This window comes from Streptomyces triticisoli (genome assembly GCF_003270085.1).
In the GTDB taxonomy this organism is placed as follows: Bacteria; Actinomycetota; Actinomycetes; order Streptomycetales; family Streptomycetaceae; genus Streptomyces; species Streptomyces triticisoli.
Window position 1 is genome coordinate 1 of record NZ_QFDQ01000001.1, and the last position, 24,664, is coordinate 24,664.

Sequence of the window (24,664 nt, forward strand, 5' to 3'; positions counted from 1 at the left end):
CCTCGGGACCCGCCTCGGCGGAGGCGGCCACCGCCCGGCCGGGCACCCGCTCCCCCGCGGCGCCGGACGTCTCCGCGGCCGCGGCCTCGGGGAACGGGGTCTCGGCGACCGCCGGGGCCGCGGCCGGATCCACCGGCGTGGACCCCTCCTCGGCGGCCTGCGCCAGCGCGCCCTTGGTCCGCAGCGGGACCTCCTTGATGAACAGCGAGAACAGGAGGGCGACCGCCGCCAGCGCGGCGGCGATCAGGAAGATGTCGGCGATGCCGTGCCCGTAGGCGCTCTCCATGACCGTGCGCAGCGGCTTCGGCAGCGCGTCCATGTCCGGGATGCTGTCGCTCGCCGAGCCGGAACCGGACAGGGCGGCCGCGTACTTCGGGGGAAGGCCGGCCACACCGTCCCTGACATAGCCGGTGATCCGGTGGGCCATCACCGCACCCAGCGCGGAGACGCCGACCGCACCGCCGAGGGAACGGAAGAAGGTGACCGTGGAGCTGGCCGCGCCGAGGTCGGCCGGTGCCACCTGGTTCTGCGTGCACAGCACCAGGTTCTGCATCATCATGCCGATGCCGAGGCCCAGCAGCGCCATGAAGACGGCCGTCCTCCAGTAGTCCGTGTCGTACCGGATGGTGCCGAGCAGGCCCAGCCCCGCCGTGACCAGCACACCGCCGCCGACCAGCCAGCCCTTCCAGCGCCCGGTACGGGTGATGAGCAGACCGGAGACGGTGGAGGAGACGAACAGACCGCCGATCATCGGAATGGTCAGGACGCCCGACATGGTCGGGGACTCGTCGCGGGCCATCTGGAAGTACTGGCTGAAGAACACGGTCCCGCTGAACATCGCGATACCGACGAACAGCGAGGCGAGCGACGCCAGCGTGATGGTGCGGTTGCGGAACAGCCGCAGCGGGATGATCGGCTCGCTCGCCCTGGCCTCGACGAGCACGAACAGCACACCGAGGACGACCGAACCGGCGACCATCGTGTACGTCTGCCACGACAGCCAGTCGTACCTGTCACCGGCGAAGGTGACCCAGATCAGCAGCAGCGACACCGCGGCGGAGATCAGGAACGCGCCGGTCCAGTCGACCTTGACCTTCCGCCGGGCGACGGGCAGGTGCAGGGTCTTCTGCAGGACGATCAGCGCGATCACCGCGAAGGGCACGCCGACGTAGAAGCACCAGCGCCAGCCGAGCCAGGGGGTGTCGGTGATGACACCGCCGAGCAGCGGGCCGCCGACGGTGGCCACGGCGAAGGTGGCGCCGATGTAACCGGAGTACCGGCCGCGCTCCCGCGGGGAGATCATCGCGGCCATGATGATCTGGGCGAGGGCGGCCAGACCGCCGCTGCCGATGCCCTGCACCACACGGCAGGCGATCAGCATGCCCGGGTTGTGCGACAGGCCCGCGCAGGCCGACGCCAGGACGAAGACGACGAGGGCTATCTGGACGAGCGCCTTCTTGCTGTAGAGGTCGGCGAGCTTGCCCCACAGGGGAGTGGCCGCGGTCATCGACAGCAGGGCGGCGGTGATCACCCAGGTGTAGGCGGACTGGCCGCCACCGAGGTCACCGATGATCTGCGGCAGCGCGTTGGAGACGATCGTGGACGACAGGATCGCCACGAACATGCCGAGCATCAGCCCGGAGAGCGCCTCCAGGATCTGCCGGTGCGTCATCGGAGCGCTGCTGGAGGAGCCTCCCCCGTGTTTGGCGTGGGCCCGCACACCGGCTGGTGTGGTCGTTGCCATGGGCTTCCTTTTTCTCACGTGCTTGCGGGTGTACGGGTGGTCTTGGCGACGGGGCCGGGGTCCGGCTGGGACCCGGGTCCCAGGGGTGCGGGGTGCCGGTTCGCGGTGGACCGGCATTCGCCGAAGCTGGCGCGCAGGCGTGTCATCAGCCGGATGAGCTGGCCGACCTCGTCGTCGCTCCAGTCGCTCAGCCGCTCGGCGAGCAGGTGGGTGGTCCGCCGGTACAGCTCGTCGAGCAGGTTCACCCCGGCGGGCGTCAGGCGCAGGATGCGCGAACGCTTGTCCGCGGGGTCCGGGAGCCGTTCGAGCCAGCCGCGCGCGGCGAGGTGTGCGACATGCCGACTGGTCACCGACAGGTCCACGGAGAGCAGCTCGGCGAGCCTGCTCATGCGCATGTCCCCGTGGCGGCCGAGCAGGGCCAGCACACCGGCCGAGCCGGCCGGGCAGTCGGGCGGCAGGATCCGCCCCATGCCCCGTTTCACGATTCCGACGGCACCGAGCTGACGCGCCAGCTCCTCGTACTGCTCGTACTGTGCCTGCTCAGCCATCACACTCCCGCATTCGTTGCTTCGGGCAACAATATGAGTGGTTGGTTGCTGAAGGCAAACAAATTGAGGGTCGGTGGCGCAAAAACTTGGCAAAGGCAAGTATTGATGTCCGTAAACCCGCAGGTGAACAAGTGGCCCGTCCGGGGCGGCAGACCCCAGGGCCGGCCGCACTCACTCCGGTGCGTGTCGAGCGAGGGCGGAACCACCCCACTTGGGCAAGCGTCCAGCGTCTTCGCTAGGGTCTCGGGCCATGGCTAACACCCAGGGCCCCCAGGGCAACTACGACCCCGCCGGCAGCACCCAGATGTTCCGCGCGTTCGTCGACGAGGCTCCCCAGGGCGGGCAGCAGCAGCAGGCCGCCTCAGGCCCGCGCATCGGCCTGATCGTCGGTGTCGTCGTCGCCGTGGCGATCGTCGTGGCCGTCGCCTGGCTCGCGCTCAAGTAGGGCGATCAGGAGCACGAGAAATCAGCCACCATGGCACCGTGCCATGGTGGCTGACGCCCCGTCGACGGGGAAGGACCGACCCGAACGGATCAGTCCGAGATGAGCCCCTCCCGCAGTTGTGCGAGAGTCCGCGTCAGCAGCCGTGAGACGTGCATCTGCGAGATGCCGACCTCCTCGCCGATCTGCGACTGGGTCATGTTGGCGAAGAAGCGCAGCATGATGATCCGCCGCTCGCGGGGCGGCAGCTTGGCCAGCAGGGGCTTGAGCGACTCGCGGTACTCCACGCCCTCCAGCGCCGTGTCCTCGTAACCGAGGCGGTCCGCCAGGGAGCCCTCGCCGCCGTCGTCCTCGGGGGCCGGGGAGTCCAGCGAGGAGGCGGTGTAGGCGTTGCCCACCGCGAGGCCGTCGACCACGTCCTCCTCCGACACCCCTAGGGCGGCGGCCAGTTCGGTGACCGTCGGGGAGCGGTCGAGCTTCTGGGAGAGCTCGTCGGACGCCTTCGTCAGAGCCAGGCGCAGCTCCTGCAGGCGCCTGGGCACCCGCACCGACCACGACGTGTCGCGGAAGAAGCGCTTGATCTCGCCCACGACCGTCGGCATCGCGAAGGTCGGGAACTCCACGCCCCGCTCGCAGTCGAAGCGGTCGATCGCCTTGATCAGGCCGATCGTGCCGACCTGGACGATGTCCTCCATCGGCTCGTTGCGGGAGCGGAAGCGGGCCGCCGCGTAGCGGACCAGCGGGAGGTTGAGCTCGATCAGGGTGTCCCGGACGTAGGCACGCTCGGGGCTGTCCTCGTCGAGTGCGGCGAGCCGCAGGAACAGGGAGCGGGACAGGGTGCGGGTGTCGATGCTCTCCGAGGCCGGAAGAGCCGTGGCGGGAGCGGCCTCGAGGGCCGCCACATCGTCGAGGGCGTCGAGGGCGTCGATCGGCTCGAGCGCCGGGGAGGGCGTCTCGCTCTTCGTGAGCGTCAGCACCTTGGAGCTGCCCTGTTCTGCGGACATGCCACCCCCTTTGGGTCGCGGGACGGTCGCGGCCGCGCCCTTCGAAGAGAAGAGCGCAGTCCTCACCTGAGATACCGGAGCCGAAGCCACGGCAAACGCGCTTCCCGCAGAATGTCACATGTCGGCAACGCGCTGTAGGTACTTGTCGACATCCGAGGCGCGAATCAGCCCTGGAAACAAGGGGTCTGACGGCTTTTCGGGCCGAAGATGTCGGGAACCACCCAGGTGGGCGATTCGCCCGTGCCGGTTACGCCTCGATCCTGTTTGCGGATCGCAGCCGCTGGAAGCTACGCGCGAGTAGCCGGGAGACGTGCATCTGGGAGACACCGAGTTCCGCGCTGATCTGCGACTGGGTGAGATTGCTGTAGTAGCGCAGCAGCAGGATTCTCTGCTCCCGTTCGGGGAGCTGGACGAGGAGGTGGCGGACCAGGTCGCGGTGTTCGACGCCGTCGAGGGCCGGGTCCTCGTAGCCGAGCCGGTCCAGCAGTCCGGGCAGCCCGTCGCCCTCCTGGGCCGCCTCCAGGGAGGTCGCGTGGTACGAGCGTCCCGCCTCGATGCAGGAGAGCACCTCGTCCTCGGTGATGCGCAGCCGCTCGGCGATCTCGGCGGTCGTGGGGGAGCGGCCGAAGGCGGTCGTCAGGTCCTCGGTGGCGCTGTTGACCTGCACCCACAACTCGTGCAGCCGGCGCGGGACGTGGACGGTGCGGACGTTGTCGCGGAAGTAGCGCTTGATCTCGCCGACGACCGTCGGCATGGCGAAGGTCGGGAACTGCACGCCCCGGTCCGGGTCGAAGCGGTCGATGGCGTTGATGAGCCCGATGGTGCCGACCTGGACGACGTCCTCCATCGGCTCGTTGCGGGAGCGGAAGCGGGCGGCGGCGTAGCGTACGAGTGGGAGGTTCGCCTCGATGAGCGCCCCTCGCACGCGGGCATGTTCCGGTGAGCCCGGTTCGAGCTCCTTCAACTGGGTGAAGAGCACCTGGGTGAGGGCCCGGGTGTCGGCCCCGCGCCGCTTCTCCGGGGGCGGGGCGGCGGCGGGGGCGGCCGTCTGGGCGGAGGCTCCCTCCGGGGGCGGCGCAGTCCTGGCCGACACGGTCAACGCCACCTCTTCGTCGATCAACTCATCCAGCAAAAGCGGTCATAGCATCACAAGACAGCTGCATGGGGTTCAAGCACCACATACTCACGTGTTGAGGGGCGAAATGGCACGTAAGGTGCGGAAAGGTGGCGCGCCGTTCCGGTGTGGGACCGACCGTGCGGCCGTACGACCGTACGGCTGAGGAATCCGCGGCCGTCAGAACTCGTAGTCGGCGATCACCCACGTGGCGAATTCCCGCCACTGGGCGACGCCCGCCTGGTGGGCCGGGTGCTCCAGGTACCGGCGCAGGGCGTCGGTGTCCTCGACCGCCGAGTTGATCGCGAAGTCGTAGGCGATGGGCCGGTCGCTGACGTTCCAGCCGCACTCCCAGAAGCGCAGCTCGTCGATCTGGCCGCCGAGGGCGCGGAAGGCCTCCACGCCCGCCACGACGCGCGGGTCGTCGCGCTCGACACCCTCGTCCAGCTTGAACAGGACCAGGTGGCGGATCATCACTCTCCTCTGCTGGCAACCCACGTCATGAAGTCGCCGATGGCCTTGGCGGCGTCCGAGATGCCCTCGAACGCTATCCGGACGTAGCCCGTCGCCCCGTCCGGATCGGTGATGATCACGTACAGTGCGAAGGCCACGAGCACATAGACGGCGATCTTCTTGGCGTTCATCGCCATCGCGGTCTCCCCCTGTCGCTGGTTGTCCTGTCGTCGACTGCCCTGGCGCGAGCCTGCCTGTCGAAGATCCGTACCGGGCCGAGCGCTGTAGATGATCGCACGAAGGGCCCCGTCCGGTGGACGGGGCCCTTCTCGAGCGGTAGCGGTGGGATTTGAACCCACGGTGACTTGCGCCACACTCGCTTTCGAGGCGAGCTCCTTCGGCCGCTCGGACACGCTACCGAGGGAGACCTTACAGCACGGGTGGCCGTGCTCCGAAATTCGTTTCCCGGCAGGAGCCGGACGGGAGAACCCGGGGCGGGCCCGGGCTCAGCGGCCGCGGAAGAAGTCGGTGAGCAGCGCGGCGCACTCGTCGGCGAGGACGCCCTCGATCACCTCGGGCCGGTGGTTGAGCCGCCGGTCCCGTACCACGTCCCACAGGGAGCCGGCGGCGCCCGCCTTCTCGTCGCGGGCGCCGTAGACCACCCGGTCCACGCGGGACAGGACGATCGCGCCGGCGCACATCGTGCACGGCTCCAGCGTGACCACCAGCGTGCAGCCGGACAGCCGCCACTGCCCGGCCTTCGCGGCGGCCCGCCGGATGGCGAGGACCTCCGCGTGGGCGGTCGGGTCGCCGGTGGCCTCGCGCTCGTTGTGGCCGGCGCCGAGCACGGTCGTACCGTCGCCGGACAGCACGACGGCGCCGACGGGGACGTCCCCGCCCCGGACGGCCCGTCCGGCCTCGTCCAGGGCGAGCCGCATCGCGGCCCGCCAGCGGTCGCGCACCGGGTCCGGGACCCCGGCCGTCCTCGGCGTTCTGCTCGTGTCCGGTGTGTCCGGTGTGCCCGGCCCGCTCAGCGGACGGTCTCCAGGACCTCCGAGGCGCCCAGGGCGTCGGCGATCGCGCTCAGCGCGTCCTCCGCGTCCAGGGTGCGCAGCTCCTTCGCGCTGACGCCCAGGTCGTCGAGGATCTCGCCGTCGCCCAGCGGGCTGTGCGTGATGGTTTCGGCGGACGACGGCTCCTCGTCGTCCTCGGCGGACGCCGGCTCACCGTCCTCCGTGCCGTCGAGGTCGAGGGAGTCCAGGTCGGGGCCGTCGTCGCCGGGTTCCCGGCCGAGCAGTTCGTCGGTGAGCAGGATCTCGCCGTACGAACTGCGGGCAGCGGCGGCGGCGTCGGAGACGTAGATACGAGGGTCGTCCTCGCCGTCCACGCGGACGACGCCGAACCACGCGTCCTCCTGCTCGATCAGGACGAGCACCGTGTCGTCGTCGGCCGAGGCCTCCCGGGCCAGGTCGGCCAGGTCGGCCAGCGTCTCCACGTCGTCGAGCTCTGTGTCGCTCGCTTCCCACCCGTCTTCGGTGCGCGCGAGCAGTGCGGCGAAGTACACCGTGACTCTCCCACTGGTCATAGGCGTGCCGGTTGGGGGTCCCCCCGGCGGAGGTTCTGGGCGGGAAGAGCTGGGCTCCGAGCCCCACCCATTCGGAATCGTGGCAGAAACAAGGCCTTCAGGGGACGTCTTCGCCTCCCTGTGTCCGGCGGTTTCGTCGGTACGTCGGTACGTCGGTACGTCGGTGAAGGGCTCACCGGCACAGTCGTTGCCGCCGCATCCGGATCGTACGCGGCTTTCCCCGGGCGTCCACGCACGTCCACCGCCCGGGCGTCCGCACGGGTGTCGCTCTTCCCGCGTGTCCTCCGGGCGTGTTCCGCCTACCAGCGGAACGTGCGCATGCGCAGGGCGCGCCGCAGCCGGGCGGTTTTGGCGCGGCGGGGCTGGACGCGGTCGCGCAGGGCGCGTGCCTCGGCGAGTTCGCGCAGGAAGAGGGCCCGTCGGCGCCGGCGCTCGCTGTCGGTCTCAGGCATGTCCGCCGTCTTCGGCGCGTCCACCGCCTCCGGCTGTGCGTGCGGCGACGGATTCTTGCGGTATTCCCGGTCAGGCATTGGTTCACCACCCCAGTCCGTCCCTCCCACTTTCCCTCGGACGGGGGCTTGATGCCACAACAGCGCACGGTGGCAGGGGTGCGGCCGGGGGCGCCGGGGCGGCGACGGCAGGGGGACGGGCGGATTCGGGGCCCGGTTACTGTTGGCACATGCGTCTCCACGTCGTCGACCACCCCCTGGTCGCCCACAAGCTCACCACGCTGCGCGACCGGCGCACCGACTCCGCGACCTTCCGCCGGCTCGCCGACGAACTGGTCACCCTGCTCGCCTACGAGGCGACGCGGGACGTGCGCACCGAGCAGGTCGACATCGACACGCCGGTCGCCCGGACCACCGGCGTCAAGCTCGCCCGCCCGCGGCCCCTGGTGGTGCCGATCCTGCGGGCCGGGCTCGGCATGCTGGACGGCATGGTCCGGCTGCTGCCGACCGCCGAGGTGGGCTTCCTCGGCATGATCCGCAACGAGGAGACGCTGCAGGCGTCGACGTACGCCACACGCATGCCGGAGGACCTCTCCGGTCGTCAGGTCTACGTCCTCGACCCGATGCTCGCCACCGGCGGCACCCTGGTCGCGGCGATACAGGAGCTGATCAAGCGCGGCGCCGACGACGTGACCGCGGTGGTGCTCCTGGCCGCCCCCGAGGGCGTCGCGGTCATGGAACGCGACCTGGCGGGCACCCCGGTGACCGTCGTGACGGCGTCGGTCGACGAACACCTCGACGAGCACGGCTACATCGTCCCGGGCCTGGGAGACGCGGGCGATCGGATGTACGGGGCGGCGGAGTAGGGTCCCGCCGCAAGGCCGTCTGCCTGCGCGGGCGACCGGAGCCGCGCGGGCAACGGAGCGGTACGGCGCTCGGTCCGCCCCTTCCGGGATGGCCGAGCGCTTTTGTGTGCGGCCGTACGGCCGCTCAGCAGCTCTTCTTCGCCGGGGCCGCCGTCGGCTTCGGGGCGTTCAGGGCGGCCAGGGCCTTCTCCGCGGCCGCCTGCTGGGTCAGCTCCTTGAAGCCCGTGCCGATGATCAGGTCGACCTCCGTGCCCTTGCGGGTGTCGGTACGGCTCTCGGCGCCGGCGAGCTGGGTGGCGAGGACGGGCAGCGAGGTGTTCAGCGAGGAGGCCGGACCGAGGAGGATCCCGGCGCCCTTGACCTTCTTGTCGAACTCCTTGGTCGCGTTGCCCACCTGGCCGATGCGGAAGCCGCGCTTCTTCAGCTCGTCCGCGGTCTGCTTGGCCAGGCCGCTGCGGGGCGTGGCGTTGAGGACGTTGACGGTGATCCGGCCCGGCTTGGGCAGCGCGGGGGCCGCGCTCGCCGCCGACGGGTTCGCGGTGGGTGCCGTCTTCGGCGAGCAGTCCCCCTTGGTGCCGGCCGCCGAGGCCTTCTTGCCGCCGCCGGTGAAGACGTCGATGAGCTGCAGGGTGCCCCAGCCGATCACACCGAGCACCGCGACGGAGGCGACGGCGAGGAGCACGAGCCTGCCGCGCTTCCGAGGCCTGTGCATCCGCGGGTACTTGTTCCCCGTGATCCGGTACTTCCCGCCCATGCCGGGGGGAGTCAGCATGCTCATGGGCGCAGCGTAGTGCGCAGGAGCGGTGATTCCTACCAGATGATCATTCGATACCGCGCAGGAGAACCCAAAAGGTCCAAGCCGTTATCGAACGGCGACCCGGACGGCTCAGTCCAGCTCCAGCACGCGCGCGTGCAGCACTTGGCGCTGCTGGAGCGCCGCCCGCACCGCGCGGTGCAGGCCGTCCTCCAGGTACAGGTCGCCCTGCCACTTCACGACGTGCGCGAAGAGGTCGCCGTAGAACGTCGAGTCCTCCGCGAGCAGGGTCTCCAGGTCGAGCTGCTGCTTGGTGGTCACGAGCTGATCGAGGCGGACCGGGCGCGGCGCGACGTCCGCCCACTGCCGGGTGCTCTCCCGGCCGTGGTCGGGGTACGGCCGGCCGTTTCCGATGCGCTTGAAGATCACACGGAAAGCCTACCGGGCCAGAGCTCGCGGGCGCAGCCCGGGCGTCGGAGTGCGACGCTGGAAATGCCGCAGCAAACCCGGGCGAACCGGAAACAGGGGCTTGAGATGAGTGACAGCGAGACCGTACCTGGGGCCGCCGCCCGCGAGGCTCCGGGAGGCGCCCCGGCGCTCCCGCGGAAGGCTTTTGAGATCGCCTCCGGATACGCCTTCGCCGGGCCCGCCCTGGACCTGGGCACCCTGATCTGGGACGGCCGCAGCCTGCCCGACGCGCGGATCCGCATCCCCCTGCCGATGCTGAACCGCCACGGTCTGGTCGCGGGCGCCACCGGCACCGGCAAGACCAAGACGCTCCAGCTGATCGCCGAGCAGCTCTCGGCACAGGGCGTGCCGGTCTTCCTCGCGGACGTCAAGGGGGACCTGTCCGGGATCTCGGAGCCGGGCGCGGCGAACGACCGGATCCGCTCGCGGGCCGTCGAGGTCCACCAGCAGTGGACGCCGGCCGGCTTCCCCGCCGAGTTCTACGCCCTGGGCGGCATGGGCCACGGCGTCCCGCTGCGGGCGACCGTCACCAGCTTCGGCCCGCTGCTGCTGTCCAAGGTGCTCCAGCTCAACCAGACGCAGGAGCAGTCCCTCGGCCTGATCTTCCACTACGCCGACACCAAGGGCCTGGAGCTGATCGACCTCAAGGACCTCCGGGCGGTCGTCGCCTTCCTGACCTCCGACGAGGGCAAGCAGGAACTGAGGGACATCGGCGGCCTCTCGACCGCCACCGCCGGGGTGATCCTGCGGTCCCTCACCGCCTTCGAGGCGCAGGGCATGGCGGACTTCTTCGGCGAGCCGGAGTTCGACACGAGCGAGTTCCTGCGCACGGACGGCGACGGCCGCGGGATCGTCTCCGTCCTCGAACTGCCCGCCGTCCAGGACAAGCCGCAGCTCTTCTCCACCTTCCTGATGTGGCTGCTCGCCGACCTCTTCCACGACCTGCCGGAGGTCGGCGACGTGGACAGGCCGAAGCTGGTGTTCTTCTTCGACGAGGCGCATCTGCTGTTCGGCGACGCGTCCAGGGCGTTCCTGGAGTCGATCACGCAGACGGTGCGGCTCATTCGCTCGAAGGGGGTCGGCGTCTTCTTCGTCACCCAGTCCCCGAAGGACGTGCCCGCCGACGTACTGGGCCAGTTGGGCAACCGGGTCCAGCACGCGCTGCGCGCCTTCACCCCCGACGACCAGAAGGCCCTGAAGGCCACGGTGCGGACCTTCCCCGACTCCGCCTACGACCTGGAGGAGGTCCTCACCGGCCTCGGCACCGGCGAGGCGGTGGTGACGGTGCTGAGCGAGCGGGGAGCGCCGACCCCGGTCGCGGCGACCCGGCTGCGGGCGCCCGAGTCCCTGATGGGCCCGGTCGACGGAGCGGCCCTGGACCGCGCGGTGCGGGGCTCGCCCCTGTACGGCCGTTACGCACAGGCCGTGGACCGCGAGTCGGCGTACGAGAAACTCACCGAGGCACGGGCCGCCCGGGCCGGGGAGACGGCACCCGCGGAGCCGAAGGGTGCACGGGCGCCCCGGAGCCGGCAGCGCGAGGGCGAGGGCGAGGAGCCGTCGGTCATCGAACAGGTCGTCGGCAGCGGTGTGTTCAAGTCCCTGGCCCGGTCCGTGGGCACCCAGCTCGGCCGCGAGATCACCCGGTCCCTCTTCGGCACGGCCCGCAGGAGGCGGTGAGCGCTCCCACCCGTGTGACCACGCGGTGCTCGGGGCCCGTTCGGCGTGCCCGCGGACGCGGATCACCCGTGAGGCTCGGTCCCGGTCGCCTCGGCCGCCGCCTTCGTCTCCTGCTCGTGCGCCCGCACCTTCGCCAGCGACTCGGGCCCCGTGATGTCGGCGACGGACCGGAAGGACCTCTCCTCGCCGTACGCCCCCGCCGCCTCCCGCCACCCGGCAGGCCGCACTCCGAGCTGCTTGCCGAGCAGCGCGAGGAGGATCTGTGCCTTCTGCCTGCCGAACCCGGGCAGCTCCTCCAGCCGCCGCAGCAGTTCCTGCCCGCTGTCGACGTCCCGCCAGATCGCCTCGGGATCACCGTCGTAGTGCTCGACGAGGTAGCGGCACAGCTGCTGGACCAGCTCGGCCATGGGCCCCGGGCAGGGGTGCACGGCCGGCTTGTCCGACAGGAGCCGGGCGAAGGTCTCCGGCTCGAAGACGACGATCTCGTGTGCGTCCAGCTCCTCGGTGCCCATGCGCCGGACGATCGCCGCCGGCCCCTTGAACGCCCACTCCACCGGGATCTGCCGGTCCAGCACCATCCCGACCAGCACGGCGAGCGGACTGCGGCCGAGCAGCGCGTCGGCCTCGGGGTCCTGGGCGAGGTGAAGGGTGACGTCCATGTCCCGATGGTCACCCGCTGAGGCGCGGGGCGCAGCCGGGCGGGGGTGCAGGCGGCGCCGCGTACGGCCGTACTGCGCCCGACCGGTCTTTCGTACCGCTGGGTAGCCTTCCCTCGCGATCCCCGGTGAGCAAAGCGCCGCCTTCTTCCGTACCTCTCCAGAAGCCGGCAAGTTCCAAGACGGAGAAGTGACGTGACCGTACGGCGACCACTTCGGGTGCCGGTGCTGCTCGGCGCCGTGCTGGCCCTGCTCCTGCTCGGCGGCGCCGCTCCCGCCTTCGCCCACGCGGACCTGCGCAAGGCCGACCCCGCCGGCGGAACGGTCCTGAAGTCGGCGCCCCGCGCGATCACGCTGACCTACTCCGAGTCCGTGGCCCTGCTCGACGACTCCTTCCGCCTGTTCGACCCCGAGGGCCGACGGGTGAAGACGGGGCAGCCACGGCATGCGCCGGGCCGGTCGGACACGGCCCAGGTGGCGTTTCCGGACGGGCTGGGCGAGGGCACCTTCACCGTGGCGTGGCGGGTGATCTCGGCGGACAGCCACCCGGTCTCCGGCGCCTTCACCTTCTCCGTGGGGGAGCCCTCCCCGGCGCCACCCGCGATCGACACGGGGCCCGACCAGCACCCCGTGACCGGCAGCCTCTACGACCTCGGCCGCTACACCGCCTACGGCGCCGCCGCCCTGCTCATCGGCACGGCCGCCTTCGTCCTGCTGTGCCGTCCGCCGGACCCCCGCCCGCTGCGCAGGCCGCTGGTCGCGAGCTGGTGGGCGGCGCTGGCGTCCACCCTCGTCCTGCTGGTGCTGCGGGCTCCCTACGAGACCGGAACCGGCCCGGCGTCGGCCTTCGACCTCACGGCCCTCTCCCGCACCCTGAGCAGCCGCTCCGGCCTGGTACTGCTGGCCCGCCTGGCCCTGCTCGCGCCGGCGGCCGTCCTCCTCGTACGGCTCCTCCGGCGCCGGCCGGGCCAGGAGCACGCGCGCGCGACCCCGGCGGCGGGCTCCGTGCTCGCCCTCGCCCTGGCGCTGACCCTGGCGGCGTCCGAGCACGCCTCGGCCGGCATCCAGGTCCCGGTGGCGATGACGTCCTCGACGCTGCACGTACTGGCGATGGGGGTCTGGCTGGGCGGGCTGACGGCCCTCCTCGCGATCCTGCAGCGCGTGACGGCGGACGAGCCCGGAACGGCGGTCCCGGACGGCGACGGCCCCGCGCTGACGGCGGCCGTGGCCCGGTTCTCCCGGATCGCCTTCGGCGCCGTCACCGTCCTCGTGGTCACCGGGGTCTACCAGTCCTGGCGCGGCCTCGGCTCCTGGAGCACGCTCACCGGCACCGCGTACGGCCGGCTGCTGCTGGTCAAAGTGGTGACGGTGGTGCTGATGCTGGCCGTGGCGGGCCGCTCGCGGCGCTGGACGGCGCGGCTGGCGACGGTGGACGGGGAGGCCGCCGTACGGGCCGGGAAGCCGCGGGCGGTGGCGCACGAGCGGATTCCGGAGCCGGTGGGCGGGACACGGCTTCCCGGGGCGGAGGAAGCCGGGACGGAGGAAGCCGGGGCGGAGAAGGCCGAGACGGGGGGAGCCGGGACGAGGGGAGCCGGGGTCGGGGAATCCGTGCCCTCGTCGGCGCCCGACACCTACCGCCGTGCCCTGCGCCGTTCGGTCCTGGCCGAGGTCGCCGTGGGCATCGCGGTGCTGGTCGTCACCACGATGCTGGTCAGCACCCTCCCGGGCCGCGTGGCCGCCGAGGCGGCCGAGGCCCCGCCCGCGGCAGGGGCGCCGGGCGCCTCCGTCACGATGATCCCGTTCGACATCGGCACTCCGGGCGGTCACGGCACGGTGCAGGTCACACTGGTGCCGGGCCGCGTCGGCCAGAACGCGGTGGAGGCCGTGGTCTACGGCCCCGACGGCGGCCTGAGCGCCGTCCCCGAGCTACGCCTGTCCCTGTCCCTGCCCGCACAGAAGATCGGCCCGATCGACGCGAAGCTCACCAAGCGGGGCGGCTACTGGGGCACCGACACCCTCAACCTCCCGATCGCCGGCGACTGGACGATGAAGGCGACGGTCCGGGTGTCGGAGACCGACCAGGTGAGCGCGGAGCGGAAGGTCCGGATCCTGCGCTAGTCAGCCGGACGCGGGCATGGAACGCGGCACGTGGGACGCGGTACGGCGGCCGTCGAGCAGCGAGCGCATCCGCTCGGCGGCCCGGACCGCCGCGTCGCCGCAGCAGTTGTTGAACAGTACGTGGAGCCGCTCGACGCGCCCGGCGAGGGAGCGCAGCCGCGGCACCCACTCCTCGAGCTCGTGACCGGCGTACTCGTACCGGAACCGTTCCTCCTTGCTCCCGGACCCCCATGCGGGGCTGCGTCCGTGGAAGCGCACGACGGACAGCCGCGGTGAGGTGACGGGGGTGACCGGCGGGACGGAGGAGGGCAACGTCTGCACCATGTCGACGCCGACGGCGGCGAAGCCGTACCGGCGCAGCAGCGCGGCGGTCGCGTCCGCCTGTTCCTCCCGCCACCACGCGGGGTGACGGAACTCCACCGCGACGGGCCAGCTCGCGGTCCGCTCGGCGCACTGAGCCAGGAACGCCTCGGCCCGCGAGCCCGGCCGGAACCACGGCGGGAACTGGAACAGCACACTGCCCAGCCGTCCGCGGCGCCGCAACGGCCCGACCCCCTCGGCGAACCGCGCCCACACGGCGTCGAGGAACTTCGCGTCGCGGGGGTCGTACGACGTGCCGCGCAGTTCCTCGGGCAGCGCGCCGCGCCGGGTCGGGTGCCCGGTGAGCAGGGAGAACGCCTTCACGTCGAAGATGAAGTCCTCCGGGGTCCGCTCGACCCAGAGCCGGCTGTTCCGCTCACTGGGAAGGGCGTAGTACCCGGAGTCGGCCTCGACGACCGGGAACCGCGTGGCGTAGTACCGCAGCCGGCCCTCGGCACCGCGTGACCCCGCCGGGTACCAGCCGCTGCGCACCAGCGCCGGATCCGTCCACGAACACGTACCGACCAGGATTTCGCCCATGGCGGGCGGTTACCCCCGATCAGCGCAAGGTCATCATGCGAACCGTCGGCGACACAGCCCCGAACGGTCGAATTCTTTCACCCGTTTGCCGCGCATCCGGGGAAAGTCGGACGGCGTTAGTCGGGATATGACCAAGACAACCAGGGAAGGGTACTGGGGTCTGCTCATGGGGCGGGAGCGAGAGAACACCAACGCCGCCGCACGGGCGGTGCCGCTGGGCCCCTATACCTACCTTCCCGCTCCGGTGCACTCGTCGGCCGCCGTCAACGGCACCCTGACCAGAGGCGATTGCCCGGTCGCGCTGAAGGTGACCGAGCCCCTGCTGCGGGATTTCCTGGACGCGATGAGCACACTGGAAGCCGACCTCGCCCGCCGCTGGGTCGGTTCGGAGGTTCGGTCCGCCTTCTCAGGAGCGGAACAGCCGACTGCGTGATGTATGACGAACGTACCGACCGCCGTTCGGTGAATTCCACTGGCTTTTCAGCTGATTATTCGGGTGATCAGGATCCCTGGGGCTATTCGGGTCACCCGGGCTTCTCCGGCCACTCGCCCTACCCGGGCGCACACCAGGAGGCCGGCACGGGCCGTCACCGGGCTCCGACGGAGTTCTTCTCGGCCCCCCTGGTGCCGCCGGACGAGGGCTGGGACCCTGCCGAGGAACTGGCCTTCATGCTCCAGGACGCGATGCAGGAGCACGGGCCGGCCGCCCCCACCGTCCGGGACGAGGCACCGTTCACCGCCCTGCCCGCCCCGAATGTCCCGGACACCCCGTACGCCTCGGGTGTTTCGAGCACCCCGGACACTTCGAACGCTCCGAACACCCCGAACACCCCTCTGGAGAACCTGCAGCAGATCACCGCGGAACTGCCTCCGCTGAGGGAGGTCTCCCGACGCCATCGAAAGGTCCGGGAACGCAAGCGTCCGAACGTCCTGCGGACCGCCAGCCATGTCATCGCCGCACTGACCGCGGTGGTCGCCTCATCGGTGAGCTTCTTCGGCGGAATGGTCGCCTACGATCCCCTCCGCGTCGTGGCCCTGGCCCGCATGCAGGACGGCCTCGCGTCGTGGTGGCCCCTCCTGGTGTACGGGCCCTGGCTGGTGGCGTCGCTGTCGGTCCTGCGGGCCGCGCTGCACCGGCGCCGCGCCGTCCACTCCTGGTGCGTGGTGCTGATCTTCTCGTCCATCGCGATGCTCCTGTGCATCGTCCAGGCGCCCAGGACGATGGTCGACATCGCGGCGGCCGCCCTGCCGGGCCTGGCGTCCCTGGCCTGCTTCCAGCAAGTCGTGCGCCAGATCACCCTGACCCGCCCACCCCGCCGCACGACCCCCCGCCACCGTCAGCCCCCCGCCCCGGCCTCCACCCCGACCTCCACCCGCGACACCGGCCGCGACACCGGCCGCGCCCCGACGACGCGCTCCACCGCAGGAGCGACCGCCAGGAGGAGGTGACCGCCGGCGCCCGGCTACAGCCCGCAGGAGCCGCGGTCGAGATGGAAGTACCGGGCGTTGGCCCAGCGGCACAGCCGGATACCGACGGCGACGCCGACAACGGTGACCAGGGCGGGCAGGTATCCGCCGGCAACCTGAATGATCGGGATCGCCGGGCACCCGCCCGAGATCGCCCAGCCCGTACCGAACAGCACCGCGCCGGGGATCACACCGGCGTGGATGCGCCCGGGGGTGCGGCGGACCCGCAGCACAGCGAACACGCACACGATGATTCCGACCGCGCCGGCGAAGGAGAAGAACATGCGCAGGTCCTGGAAGGTGAACATGCGGTTCAGCTCGGCGTAGTCGCCGAAGCCGATGTTGGCGACGGTGTAGCCGAGGGCCAGCCCGGTGATGATGTTGGCCAGCAGAACCGCGCCCCGGGTACGCATCAGATCACCTTCCACAGGAGGAACGACACCCCGACGGCGGTGCCGAAGAACACGGCGGTCGCAACGATGCTGACCGGGCGCAGACGGCCGCAGCCGCTGAGTCCGTGGCCGGAGCTGCACCCGCCGGCCAGCCGAGTGCCGAAACCGACCAGCACACCGCCCAGGAACAGCAGGACGACCATGGTGACGGGATCGGCGGTGACCAGGTCCCGGAAACCCGGACCCATGTCGTAGCGGAGCTGGAACCGCCCGGAAGTGAACGCGGCGATCAGGCCGCCGAGGAAGATCGACACCAGCAGGGCGGCCTGGGTGACCAGCGGGGCCGGCCCCGTGCTCGTGACGGAAGGGGTCTCATCGGCTGCCTGTTCGACGCCCGGGGGCGGCGGCTGAGACTCCCCGTACGGCATCTGGTGTGGCACCTGCGGCGCGGTGGGCGCGCCGGCACCGGTTCCGAAGTGCTCCGCGGTGGCCGCGGCAAGCGCCTCGGCGAGAGCCTGATCGTCGGTGAACTCCTCCTCCATCTGCTCGAGGCGGCGTTCGCGGCGCCAGTGCAGCACACGGTCCCACGCCGACGACACCCCGAAGGACCGGTCGGTGGTGAGGGTGTAGTTGATGGTGACCAGAGCGAGCCCGACAGCGCCCGCCCACCAGGGCCAGTACGTACTCATGCGGGGTTTCTCATCCAATCGGCGAGCCGAGCCCACCAGCCGCGCTTCGGACTGTTCGCCCGGCGCCCGTGTCCGTATCCGTATCCGTGCTCGTGTCCGTGTCCGTATCCGTGCCCGTATCCGTATACGTGTCCGTATCCGTATACGTGTCCGTGTTCAGCGGGGCTGTTCACAGGCGGGGGAATCCGTACGGGTGGTGACGACTGGTGAAACTGGACTGGTGCGGGCGGGAATGGCGCTTCGTACTGAGCCGTGGGCTGCGGCGGCGGGGCCTGCTGAGGTGTCTGCTGGGGTGTCTGCTGGGGTGTCTGCTGGGGTGCCTGCCCCGGGCCGGCGTGGCCCGACCGGTTCGTGCCGGCCTCGCGTTCGAGGTGTCGCGCGGTGGCCCCGTTGGGCAGCAGGCTGATGGGCACGCGTTCACCGGTGAGCGACATCTCGTAGCGCGCACACTCGCGCCACCGGTCCGCGCTGTCGCAGTAGTAGTTGCGCCAACCTTGCAAGCTCGCCCTGAGCAGGGGGAAAAGGGGACATGCTGCGGCGTGTGAGCAACCCACGTTGCTCCCTTCTGACCGGCACGCACCGCCTGTTCGGGGCGGGCGGTATGCCGTTCTCCATTCGCGTGCTGATGCTTTCCGTCACCACGTTCAGGCGAGATGCAATCATTTTTTCGGCGTCCCGAGCAACCTTGGGGACTTTCTCTCATCAGTCGGTGAGATACACCACGGAATGGACGCACCCGCCCTGTCTTGTGGAAGGGGTGAGAATGTTGGAGCTATTTGTGGCGAGGATGTGAATGATGCGGATCGCAAATGAACACGAGAATGGGAGAAGCATGTGCTGACGCGCAGCCTGTCGAGCGTGCCGGAAGATGATCTACGAGGGCTGGGGGGAGGCACGGGGAGCGAGTGCTCGCGGGCATGCCGAAGTCTCAGCGGTGCACGGGCGAGGCGACGGAGCGCGCAGGTGACTCACCGGGCCGCTCGACGGTTGGCTGGTGGGCCCGGCTCGTCGATTGGGCGAAAAGCCCGGCGTGAGGTCATGTTCCGAGGAGGGCGACCGGGCTGTCGCCGCGCAGGATGTCGGTGGCCTGCTCGGCCGCCAGTGGCTGGACCGCCTTTCGCACAGAAGGACGTATTTTCTCGATGCAGGGCGGTCGAGTGCGAGACGGCTGAGAGTGCGCACGGTCCGACTGCCCGAGGTGGCGATGTATTCGGTGGCGACGTATTCGACGGTGATGGCCTCACCGATGTCGACGGGCCCAGCGTCATCAGCATCTCCGAGCCGACCCCAACACGCTTTCCAAATCTTCGCATGAGGGTTCAGTGGGGAGCGTGGGCGTTCGGACCTGGTGCGAAACGGGGTACCACGCCGGCTCTGGACGGTGCTGGACGGGCGTGAACGAGACCAGAACCGAGACCAAGGCAATCGGGTGGGAGGGCCGGGTCACCCGGCCCTCCCACCCGATTGGTCACGCATACTCCAGGGCCCGGCGAGGCAGTGCGCTGCCATGCTGTTCCACCGCACGCCACCCGGGACGACCTCGGGTGCGGCTGGGCCTGGGAACAGGCTCACCGGGCGTGCCCGTGCGGGCCGAGCACGATGCGCCGGCTCAGCCGGCGGGAGGAATCAGTTCCGGCCGCTGCCGCCCACGATGACCGGGGTGCCGTTGCCCGAGCCGCAGGGCACGGCGTAGACCGGGTTCTCCTTGGCCGCTTCCCGGTACGCGTCGATGCACTGGTTCGTCAGGACCTTGTCGGACAGGGAGTCGTTGAGGATCTTGTTGGCGCGGGCGATGCCCTCGGCCTCGATCTTGCGGCGCTTGGCCTCCTCTTCCGCCGTGCGGGTCGCCTCGACGGCCCGCTCGGTGGCCTCCTTCTGCTGGATCTTGCGGTCGATCTGCTTCTGGAGGGCGTCCGAAGGCTTGACGTTGCGCAGGTTCACGGCGGTGATGTCGATGCCACGGGGCGCGAGCCGCTCCTTGATCAACTTGCCGATCTCCGCGTTGATCCTCTCCCGGTCCGAGGCGTAGCCCTGCTCGCTGGTGTAGCGGGCGAAGACGTTCCGGACGATCTCCCGGCTGTCCGGGTAGACCAGTCGCTGCTGAATGGCGTCCTCGCTCCCCGCCAGCCGGTACAGCTCCCCCGCCTTGTCCGGTTTGACCGCCCACTTCACGGTCACCTCCGCGTACATCACACCCCCCTGGGAGGACCGCACCTCGACGACGTCCTTGTCGGAGAGGTTGAGGTCGACCGGACGGGTCGAGAAGGGCGTGACATCGGTGAACGGCGCCTTCAGATGCATCCCGGACGTCATCGGCGCACCCACCTTGCCGAACGTCACCGGCACACCGACCTCGTAGGCGCTGACGACGTACACGGTGCTGGCGATGCCAGAGAGCACGCTGCCGAGCAGCGCGGCGCCGGCACCCAGCCGAAGCCGGAGCGAGTCCTGGGCGCGGGCGATGACGTACATCACCACGGCGGCGAGAACGAGCAGACATGACAGTACGAGCACGATGGTTCCCCCCTGAGAGACCCTGAGCGGTACCCCCCGGCACTGCTCGCCAGTGGAGAATATGGCATCCGAAGTGCGGAGAGAGCAGCGGGCGTTCGCAGACGGCGCCACTGCCACGGCGCCGGCCTGAGCGCTGTCGTTCGGCAAACGATCCGCAACCAAGGAACGACGAAGGTCCCGACCGCTGAACGGTCGGGACCTTCGTCTGCCCTGGTGGGCGGGTGCGGAGGATAAGGGATTCGAACCCTTGAGGGGTTGCCCCCAACACGCTTTCCAAATGTTCGCCCGGGGATCCGGGAGCGATCAGGAACGTTCTGACCTGCGACGGAGTGGAGCCGCCGGCGGGTGGTGGATGGTGCTGGACGGGGGTGAATGCAACCAGAACTGCAACCAGAGCTCTCCCTGTTCTCCCAGCTCAGCGGGGCATGAGTGGCGGGTGGTGCCGCAGCGGTGAGCCCCTGCACCACTGACCAGCCGAAACGAAGGTCCCGACCGCTGTGCGATCGGGACCTTCGTCATGCTGTGGTCTCAGTTGCCATGATCGGATCAGTGCGGACGCGGGCGGACAGCGTCCGCGGCACCTGTCGAGCGATGCATCCCGCGCCGTACACGGGGTCTCAAGTCCTTCCTCCGAAGCTGGCACTCATCGATCAACGGGCCTCGTTCTCCGGCCGCTGATACGACCGGGTCTGCCACCAGAAGCACGAGATGTGACTGCCGCGTCACGTGGCTCGGCCGGATATCCCTCGAACGGAGCATGGGCACCTGGTCAGCCCATGGGTAGACCCCGACTGGCTTTGCAGCGACAGGGAGGAGAACGATCATGACCGCCGTAGTCGTCGGGGCAACGACGAGGCCAGCCCGCACTGAGCAACGCACTCCCACCACGCAGGCAGACCGCGCCTGCGAGGCACCTTGTCTTACCTGGGACCAGGTTAAGGCTATGGCCGACTCGTATTGCGGGGTCACGACTCTGCTGGTCGTGGCCGGGATCGGCTTGCACAAGCTCGTCGAACGCGATGGCACTCCCGAGCTCAAGGTCGCCTACACGCTCCTCCAGAAGTTCGTGATCGCTCCCGTGGACGAACGCGCTTCGGACGAAGCCGAGGAGGACGAGACCGCATGACCACCAACGACCTGAACATCGACGAGCTCCCGCCGCACACCCTCGTCGTCGACGATGGCCAAGTCGCTCAGCTCACGGAACTGGTCCTCGCGAGGGTGGCCAGGGACTTGATTGCCGCCTGCCGACAGGCTGACGACCCGCAGGCCGTACTCAAGAAGCTTCCGGAGCTCATCGCCAAGCACGTGGCAGAGATTGTCAGCCGACGCGGCCACGTCGAGTCCGGCCCGCTGCGCACGACCCCCAGCAGCCCTGTCGGGTCCAAGTGTCTGGAGCGACGCCCCGACCGCGACCCGCTGACCGGCGATCGCATGGACGCCCAGCCGGATACCGACGGCACCTGGCCCGACCGCATGCCGTGCACCCAGCAGCACGGCCACAACGGCGACCGCAGCGACGCCCTTGGGCGGGCCTGGCGGAGGGCGGAGGCTTCGGCATGACGATTCTGACCCGTGAGCGCCTCTTCGCTGTGCCACTTCACCTGCACCGGGGTGATGCCCGGCAGCCGAAAGCCATCATGCTGCGCCATGACGGCGACCATTTCACCGCCGCCTACGACCCCGAGCGGGCTTCCCTCGACGCGACAGTCATGCTCGCCCGTGTCCGCCTCTCCTCTGAGGGCGTCATCATCTCTGAGGTGATCCTCGAAGATCACGAACCGGATCTCACGGCCTTGTACCACGCTGCCTCAAAGCTGCTCCTGAACGTGGAGATCACCGATGGGCCGCGGATCACCGAGCCTGTTGTGAAGGTGCTCAGCCAGGACCCGACGCAGGCGGTGTACTTCATCCCGAAGGGCTGGGACCTGTCCGACGCCCTCGCCAGACTGCCCGCAGCGTTTGCTAACGCTCGGCCGGAGGTGGCCCGCCACCTGAAACGGATCGAACAGGCGAAGAAGGACTCCGACGAGAAGATCAACCACGCCCTCGACGTGGTGGCCATGCTGATCCTGGAGACCGACGATCCAGACGGCGTCTACGACGAAGTGCTGCACCTACTCCGCCAGGTCCGCGCCGAGCGGGTAGCGGACACCGCTCCCGCCAAGGCGGCCTGAGCTTCATGCAGGACGGCCCTGGGCTGGCGTACCTACCACCAGCCCGGGTCCTCGCTGCTGTGCTCCCCGACGGCGCGCCTCCACATCAGCGCCACTCATTCGTGAACGGAGCCCATGGCCGGAATCGTCCCCTAGTAGGGTCGGGACGTGGCCACTCCTCTGCTCTCCAGCACCGACCTGCACGACCTTCCCGCCCTCCCCACGGAGGCCGTGGAACACGGCGAGGTCTTTACGCGACGCTGGGTGGTCGACCTGATCCTCGACCTTCTCGGCTACACGGCCGACAAGGATCTCTGTGTCGTGAGGCTCGTCGAGCCGGCCTGTGGCACGGGTGCGTTCCTGACAGCCGTCGCATCGCGGATCAGCGCCTCCTGTCGCACGCACAATCGCCCTCTCAGAGATGCGCTCGCAGCCGTCCGCGCCCTGGATCTTCTGGACCGCAACGTGGAGCAGAGCCGTGCAGTCGTTGAGAAGCAGCTGGTGGACGAGGGGTGGCCGGCCGAGGAAGCTCGGCAGGTGGCAGACGCCTGGGTCGGACAAGGTGACTACCTGCTCCAGCCGGATGCAGATCACCGAGCCGACTACGTGGTAGGGAATCCTCCGTACATCCGCCTTGAAGACGTCCCCGACGACCGGATGGCGGCCTACCGCAGCGCCTGCGCCACGATGGGTGGCAGGGCAGACATCTACATCGGCTTTTACGAGGTCGCGCTGCGAAGCCTCAACCCCGGAGGGCGACTGGGCTTCATCTGCGCCGACCGTTGGATGCGGAACCAGTACGGCCGTCGGCTCCGTCAGCTGGTGACCAGCCGCTTCAGCATGGACCTGGCCCTGGTCATGCACGACGTGGATGCCTTCGAGGACCAGGTATCGGCCTATCCGGCGATTACGATCATCTCGAACCGGCTCCAGGGCGAAGCGGTGGCGGCGGACACCACTCGGGCGTTCGGCAGCGCCCAAGCCCGCGAGTTCGCCGACTGGTACGCGAAGGACGCATCGGAGTCGGTTACGACTGCGGCGTTCCAGGCCGCCCGCATGCCGCACTGGTTCCCGGACGAGGACTCGTGGCCGGCCGCCTCGCCGGCCAGACTGGCGGTTCTGGAGGAACTCACCGAACGCTTCCGGCTGCTGGAGGACACCAAGACTGGGACACGTGTCGGCATCGGCATCGCCACCGGCGCCGACAAGGTTTTCCTCACGAAGGACGACAACCTGGTCGAGAGCGACCGGCTGCTGCCCATGGCCATGGTCCGCGACACCACGAGCGGCACCCTGAACTGGAACCGCACCTACCTGGTCAACCCCTGGACCACCGAAGGTGACCTGGTCGATCTCTCTGCTTACCCGCGGCTCGCCGCGTACTTCGAGGAGCATGGGGCCGCCCTGCGGAAGCGCTACATCGCCGTCAAGCAGCCTCAGCGCTGGTACAAGACGATCGACAAGGTCGACCACCGTCTGACGCGACGCCCCAAGCTGCTGTTTCCGGACATGAAGCTGACGATCCATCCGGTCCTGGATGAGGGTGGCCTGTACCCTCACCACAACCTGTACTTCATCGTCTCGGATGTCTGGGACATGCGGGTACTCGGTGGCCTTCTGCTGTCCAAGGTCGCGGAAGCGTTCGTGGAGGCGTACGCGGTCAAGATGCGAGGGGGGACGCTTCGCTTCCAAGCGCAGTACCTCCGCAAGATCCGCGTGCCCGATCCGGAAGCAATCAGCGAGAGCGACAAGGCTGCCCTCGCGGAAGCGTTCGAAAAGCGCGACGTGAAGGCTGCCACGGAGGCCGCACTGCGTGTCTACGGGCTGGTCGAGCTGCCCGACTAGGGAGGGAACGGATCTTGACGGTCACCCGCCAAGACTTCGAGGACGCCATAGCGGCGTACTGGGGTGCCAAGCAGCTCCAGAACGAGCAGTCGGCAATCAGGGATGCGGTGGGAGCCGGCACAGCCGGCTCCGTGCGGGGCGGCAAGCATTTCGATGCCATCGCCACCCTCTTGGCGAAATTCTTCCTCGAAGCCGGCTACCCGCCTGAGAGCATCCGGGTCAGCAAGTCCCAGGGCCTGGAGCTGCCCGGCTACTACCGACCGCAGAAGCAGTGGGACGTCGTGGTCGTACACGAGAATGTCCTCATCGCAGCCTTCGAGATGAAGGCTCTCGGCGGGCCGTCGTACGGCAACAACTACAACAACCGGGTCGAGGAAGCACTCGGTAGCGCAGTGGACCTGCGCCGGGCCGCCCTTGCCGAGCTCTACCCGAGGGAAAAGCCCTGGCTCGGCTATTTCTTCATCATGCAGGACGGAGAGGGCTCTCGAAGGCCGGTCAAGACAGCCCGCGGAGCCTTGCCCGTCGAGGATGTCTGGCGCAATACCTCTTATCAGGACCGGTTCGGTATCTTCTGCGAGCGGTTGATGGCTGAGCAACTCTATGATGCCGCATGCTACGTCACGTCGTCAGCTGAGAATCCGAAACCGATCGAGTTGGTAGAGAGCCTCGACTGGAGGCACTTTTCAGCAGCGATCAACGCCCGCCTGACGTACTTGAAGGATCTCGGCCTTCCTGGATAGAAGAAATAACGAAGTGCCTGTGCAAACCGACCAGGCGTAGCCTTCCCCAAAGAGCCGCGACAAAGGCCCAGGTTCGGCTCCAC

At 69.5% G+C, this 24,664-nt stretch carries 27 protein-coding genes and 1 tRNA gene; 11 read left to right on the forward strand and 17 right to left on the reverse strand.

Translation table 11 applies throughout. The features are described from left to right. The coding region (locus tag DEP02_RS00005; protein WP_112465214.1) for an MDR family MFS transporter at nt 1-1,672 on the reverse strand (1,672 nt) is incomplete at its 3' end. A gap of 86 nt (nt 1,673-1,758) precedes the next feature. Continuing rightward, nucleotides 1,759-2,292, reverse strand: coding sequence for a MarR family winged helix-turn-helix transcriptional regulator (locus tag DEP02_RS00010; protein WP_112465215.1), 534 nt, complete (start codon nt 2,290-2,292; stop codon nt 1,759-1,761). 250 nt (nt 2,293-2,542) lie between these two features. Between DEP02_RS00010 and DEP02_RS00015 the strand changes: the two genes are divergently transcribed. Then, complete coding sequence (locus DEP02_RS00015; protein WP_112465216.1) at nt 2,543-2,737, forward strand: hypothetical protein; 195 nt, start codon at nt 2,543-2,545, stop codon at nt 2,735-2,737. 89 nt (nt 2,738-2,826) lie between these two features. On the opposite strand, the gene DEP02_RS00020 is transcribed toward DEP02_RS00015, so the two are convergent. The 8 genes from DEP02_RS00020 to DEP02_RS00050 form a co-directional block, all read right to left on the reverse strand. Further along, entirely contained in the window at nt 2,827-3,738 is a 912-nt protein-coding gene (locus DEP02_RS00020; protein ID WP_112465217.1) for an RNA polymerase sigma factor SigF, read from the reverse strand. A 247-nt stretch (nt 3,739-3,985) separates the two neighbouring features. Continuing rightward, nucleotides 3,986-4,855, reverse strand: coding sequence for an RNA polymerase sigma factor SigF (locus DEP02_RS00025; protein WP_232838891.1), 870 nt, complete (start codon nt 4,853-4,855; stop codon nt 3,986-3,988). 177 nt (nt 4,856-5,032) lie between these two features. Further along, a complete protein-coding gene (locus DEP02_RS00030) occupies nt 5,033-5,326 on the reverse strand; it encodes a Dabb family protein (protein WP_112465219.1) in 294 nt (97 codons plus the stop codon). Next, on the reverse strand, nt 5,326-5,502 hold the full coding sequence (locus DEP02_RS33795) for a hypothetical protein (RefSeq protein WP_198668227.1): 177 nt from the start codon (nt 5,500-5,502) through the stop codon (nt 5,326-5,328). Before DEP02_RS33795 ends, DEP02_RS00030 begins: the two co-directional genes overlap by 1 nt. 137 nt (nt 5,503-5,639) lie before the next feature. Further along, a tRNA-Ser gene (locus DEP02_RS00035) sits at nt 5,640-5,724 on the reverse strand. A gap of 87 nt (nt 5,725-5,811) precedes the next feature. Continuing rightward, a complete protein-coding gene (gene tadA, locus DEP02_RS00040) occupies nt 5,812-6,243 on the reverse strand; it encodes a tRNA adenosine(34) deaminase TadA (protein WP_232838892.1) in 432 nt (143 codons plus the stop codon). Nucleotides 6,244-6,335: 92 nt separating this feature from the next. Further along, nucleotides 6,336-6,869, reverse strand: a complete 534-nt coding sequence (locus DEP02_RS00045; RefSeq protein ID WP_112465221.1) for a tRNA adenosine deaminase-associated protein — start codon at nt 6,867-6,869, stop codon at nt 6,336-6,338. A gap of 320 nt (nt 6,870-7,189) precedes the next feature. Continuing rightward, the gene (locus tag DEP02_RS00050; RefSeq protein WP_112465222.1) at nt 7,190-7,420 is read right to left on the reverse strand and encodes a hypothetical protein; all 231 of its coding nucleotides are present in this window, start codon (nt 7,418-7,420) and stop codon (nt 7,190-7,192) included. 149 nt (nt 7,421-7,569) lie between these two features. Between DEP02_RS00050 and upp the strand changes: the two genes are divergently transcribed. Next, on the forward strand, nt 7,570-8,205 hold the full coding sequence (upp, locus tag DEP02_RS00055) for a uracil phosphoribosyltransferase (protein WP_112465223.1): 636 nt from the start codon (nt 7,570-7,572) through the stop codon (nt 8,203-8,205). A gap of 124 nt (nt 8,206-8,329) precedes the next feature. Here upp and DEP02_RS00060 read toward each other — a convergent pair whose 3' ends face one another. Beyond that, on the reverse strand, nt 8,330-8,959 hold the full coding sequence (locus DEP02_RS00060; protein WP_112465224.1) for a LytR C-terminal domain-containing protein: 630 nt from the start codon (nt 8,957-8,959) through the stop codon (nt 8,330-8,332). A 132-nt stretch (nt 8,960-9,091) separates the two neighbouring features. Next, entirely contained in the window at nt 9,092-9,388 is a 297-nt protein-coding gene (locus DEP02_RS00065; RefSeq protein ID WP_004943146.1) for a type II toxin-antitoxin system VapB family antitoxin, read from the reverse strand. 105 nt (nt 9,389-9,493) lie between these two features. Between DEP02_RS00065 and DEP02_RS00070 the strand changes: the two genes are divergently transcribed. Continuing rightward, entirely contained in the window at nt 9,494-11,104 is a 1,611-nt protein-coding gene (locus tag DEP02_RS00070) for a helicase HerA-like domain-containing protein (protein ID WP_112465225.1), read from the forward strand. A 62-nt stretch (nt 11,105-11,166) separates the two neighbouring features. On the opposite strand, the gene DEP02_RS00075 is transcribed toward DEP02_RS00070, so the two are convergent. Next, entirely contained in the window at nt 11,167-11,763 is a 597-nt protein-coding gene (locus tag DEP02_RS00075) for an HhH-GPD-type base excision DNA repair protein (RefSeq protein ID WP_112465226.1), read from the reverse strand. A 222-nt stretch (nt 11,764-11,985) separates the two neighbouring features. On the opposite strand from DEP02_RS00075, the gene DEP02_RS00080 reads away from it, so the two are divergent. Continuing rightward, nucleotides 11,986-13,878, forward strand: coding sequence for a copper resistance CopC/CopD family protein (locus tag DEP02_RS00080; protein WP_112465263.1), 1,893 nt, complete (start codon nt 11,986-11,988; stop codon nt 13,876-13,878). On the opposite strand, the gene DEP02_RS00085 is transcribed toward DEP02_RS00080, so the two are convergent. After that, entirely contained in the window at nt 13,879-14,778 is a 900-nt protein-coding gene (locus DEP02_RS00085) for a DUF72 domain-containing protein (RefSeq protein ID WP_112465227.1), read from the reverse strand. 127 nt (nt 14,779-14,905) lie between these two features. Between DEP02_RS00085 and DEP02_RS00090 the strand changes: the two genes are divergently transcribed. Continuing rightward, a complete protein-coding gene (locus tag DEP02_RS00090) occupies nt 14,906-15,211 on the forward strand; it encodes a hypothetical protein (protein WP_232838886.1) in 306 nt (101 codons plus the stop codon). Nucleotides 15,212-15,240: 29 nt separating this feature from the next. Beyond that, entirely contained in the window at nt 15,241-16,227 is a 987-nt protein-coding gene (locus DEP02_RS00095) for a DUF2637 domain-containing protein (protein WP_232838887.1), read from the forward strand. A 14-nt stretch (nt 16,228-16,241) separates the two neighbouring features. Here DEP02_RS00095 and DEP02_RS00100 read toward each other — a convergent pair whose 3' ends face one another. The 3 genes from DEP02_RS00100 to DEP02_RS00110 all read right to left on the reverse strand — a co-directional run bounded on the left by DEP02_RS00100 (nt 16,242) and on the right by DEP02_RS00110 (nt 19,840). Then, on the reverse strand, nt 16,242-16,658 hold the full coding sequence (locus tag DEP02_RS00100; RefSeq protein ID WP_112465230.1) for a YeeE/YedE thiosulfate transporter family protein: 417 nt from the start codon (nt 16,656-16,658) through the stop codon (nt 16,242-16,244). Further along, nucleotides 16,658-17,326 (reverse strand): YeeE/YedE family protein, encoded by a 669-nt coding sequence (locus DEP02_RS00105; RefSeq protein ID WP_112465231.1) that lies wholly within the window; start codon nt 17,324-17,326, stop codon nt 16,658-16,660. The genes DEP02_RS00100 and DEP02_RS00105 overlap by 1 nt, the downstream gene beginning before the upstream one ends. Before the next feature lie 1,626 nt (nt 17,327-18,952). After that, nucleotides 18,953-19,840: a prohibitin family protein gene (locus DEP02_RS00110; RefSeq protein ID WP_112465232.1), complete on the reverse strand. Its 888-nt coding sequence runs from the start codon at nt 19,838-19,840 to the stop codon at nt 18,953-18,955. Between the two features lie 943 nt (nt 19,841-20,783). Between DEP02_RS00110 and DEP02_RS00115 the strand changes: the two genes are divergently transcribed. The 5 genes from DEP02_RS00115 (at nt 20,784) to DEP02_RS00135 (ending at nt 24,581) form a co-directional block, all read left to right on the forward strand. Next, nucleotides 20,784-20,966 (forward strand): hypothetical protein, encoded by a 183-nt coding sequence (locus DEP02_RS00115; RefSeq protein WP_112465233.1) that lies wholly within the window; start codon nt 20,784-20,786, stop codon nt 20,964-20,966. Then, a complete protein-coding gene (locus DEP02_RS00120; RefSeq protein ID WP_112465234.1) occupies nt 20,963-21,403 on the forward strand; it encodes a hypothetical protein in 441 nt (146 codons plus the stop codon). Before DEP02_RS00115 ends, DEP02_RS00120 begins: the two co-directional genes overlap by 4 nt. Beyond that, nucleotides 21,400-22,017 carry a hypothetical protein gene (locus DEP02_RS00125; RefSeq protein ID WP_111002278.1) on the forward strand — a complete coding sequence of 206 codons (618 nt, stop codon included), beginning with the start codon at nt 21,400-21,402 and terminating at the stop codon, nt 22,015-22,017. The genes DEP02_RS00120 and DEP02_RS00125 overlap by 4 nt, the downstream gene beginning before the upstream one ends. 147 nt (nt 22,018-22,164) lie before the next feature. Further along, the gene (locus DEP02_RS00130; protein ID WP_112465235.1) at nt 22,165-23,841 is read left to right on the forward strand and encodes an Eco57I restriction-modification methylase domain-containing protein; all 1,677 of its coding nucleotides are present in this window, start codon (nt 22,165-22,167) and stop codon (nt 23,839-23,841) included. Nucleotides 23,842-23,855: 14 nt separating this feature from the next. Next, entirely contained in the window at nt 23,856-24,581 is a 726-nt protein-coding gene (locus tag DEP02_RS00135; protein WP_112465236.1) for a PaeR7I family type II restriction endonuclease, read from the forward strand. The last annotated feature ends 83 nt before the right edge of the window (nt 24,582-24,664 follow it).

Bases quoted from the DNA above. Each gene is read 5' to 3' on its own strand.
- DEP02_RS00010 (WP_112465215.1), bottom strand. From the start codon at position 2,292: ATGGCTGAGCAGGCACAGTACGAGCAGTACGAGGAGCTGGCGCGTCAG.
- DEP02_RS00015 (WP_112465216.1), top strand. From the start codon at position 2,543: ATGGCTAACACCCAGGGCCCCCAGGGCAACTACGACCCCGCCGGCAGC.
- DEP02_RS00020 (WP_112465217.1), bottom strand. From the start codon at position 3,738: ATGTCCGCAGAACAGGGCAGCTCCAAGGTGCTGACGCTCACGAAGAGC.
- DEP02_RS00030 (WP_112465219.1), bottom strand. From the start codon at position 5,326: ATGATCCGCCACCTGGTCCTGTTCAAGCTGGACGAGGGTGTCGAGCGC.
- DEP02_RS33795 (WP_198668227.1), bottom strand. From the start codon at position 5,502: ATGGCGATGAACGCCAAGAAGATCGCCGTCTATGTGCTCGTGGCCTTC.
- tadA (WP_232838892.1), bottom strand. From the start codon at position 6,243: ATGCGGCTCGCCCTGGACGAGGCCGGACGGGCCGTCCGGGGCGGGGAC.
- DEP02_RS00050 (WP_112465222.1), bottom strand. From the start codon at position 7,420: ATGCCTGACCGGGAATACCGCAAGAATCCGTCGCCGCACGCACAGCCG.
- upp (WP_112465223.1), top strand. From the start codon at position 7,570: ATGCGTCTCCACGTCGTCGACCACCCCCTGGTCGCCCACAAGCTCACC.
- DEP02_RS00060 (WP_112465224.1), bottom strand. From the start codon at position 8,959: ATGGGCGGGAAGTACCGGATCACGGGGAACAAGTACCCGCGGATGCAC.
- DEP02_RS00070 (WP_112465225.1), top strand. From the start codon at position 9,494: ATGAGTGACAGCGAGACCGTACCTGGGGCCGCCGCCCGCGAGGCTCCG.
- DEP02_RS00075 (WP_112465226.1), bottom strand. From the start codon at position 11,763: ATGGACGTCACCCTTCACCTCGCCCAGGACCCCGAGGCCGACGCGCTG.
- DEP02_RS00085 (WP_112465227.1), bottom strand. From the start codon at position 14,778: ATGGGCGAAATCCTGGTCGGTACGTGTTCGTGGACGGATCCGGCGCTG.
- DEP02_RS00090 (WP_232838886.1), top strand. From the start codon at position 14,906: ATGACCAAGACAACCAGGGAAGGGTACTGGGGTCTGCTCATGGGGCGG.
- DEP02_RS00100 (WP_112465230.1), bottom strand. From the start codon at position 16,658: ATGCGTACCCGGGGCGCGGTTCTGCTGGCCAACATCATCACCGGGCTG.
- DEP02_RS00105 (WP_112465231.1), bottom strand. From the start codon at position 17,326: ATGAGTACGTACTGGCCCTGGTGGGCGGGCGCTGTCGGGCTCGCTCTG.
- DEP02_RS00115 (WP_112465233.1), top strand. From the start codon at position 20,784: ATGGCCGACTCGTATTGCGGGGTCACGACTCTGCTGGTCGTGGCCGGG.
- DEP02_RS00120 (WP_112465234.1), top strand. From the start codon at position 20,963: ATGACCACCAACGACCTGAACATCGACGAGCTCCCGCCGCACACCCTC.
- DEP02_RS00125 (WP_111002278.1), top strand. From the start codon at position 21,400: ATGACGATTCTGACCCGTGAGCGCCTCTTCGCTGTGCCACTTCACCTG.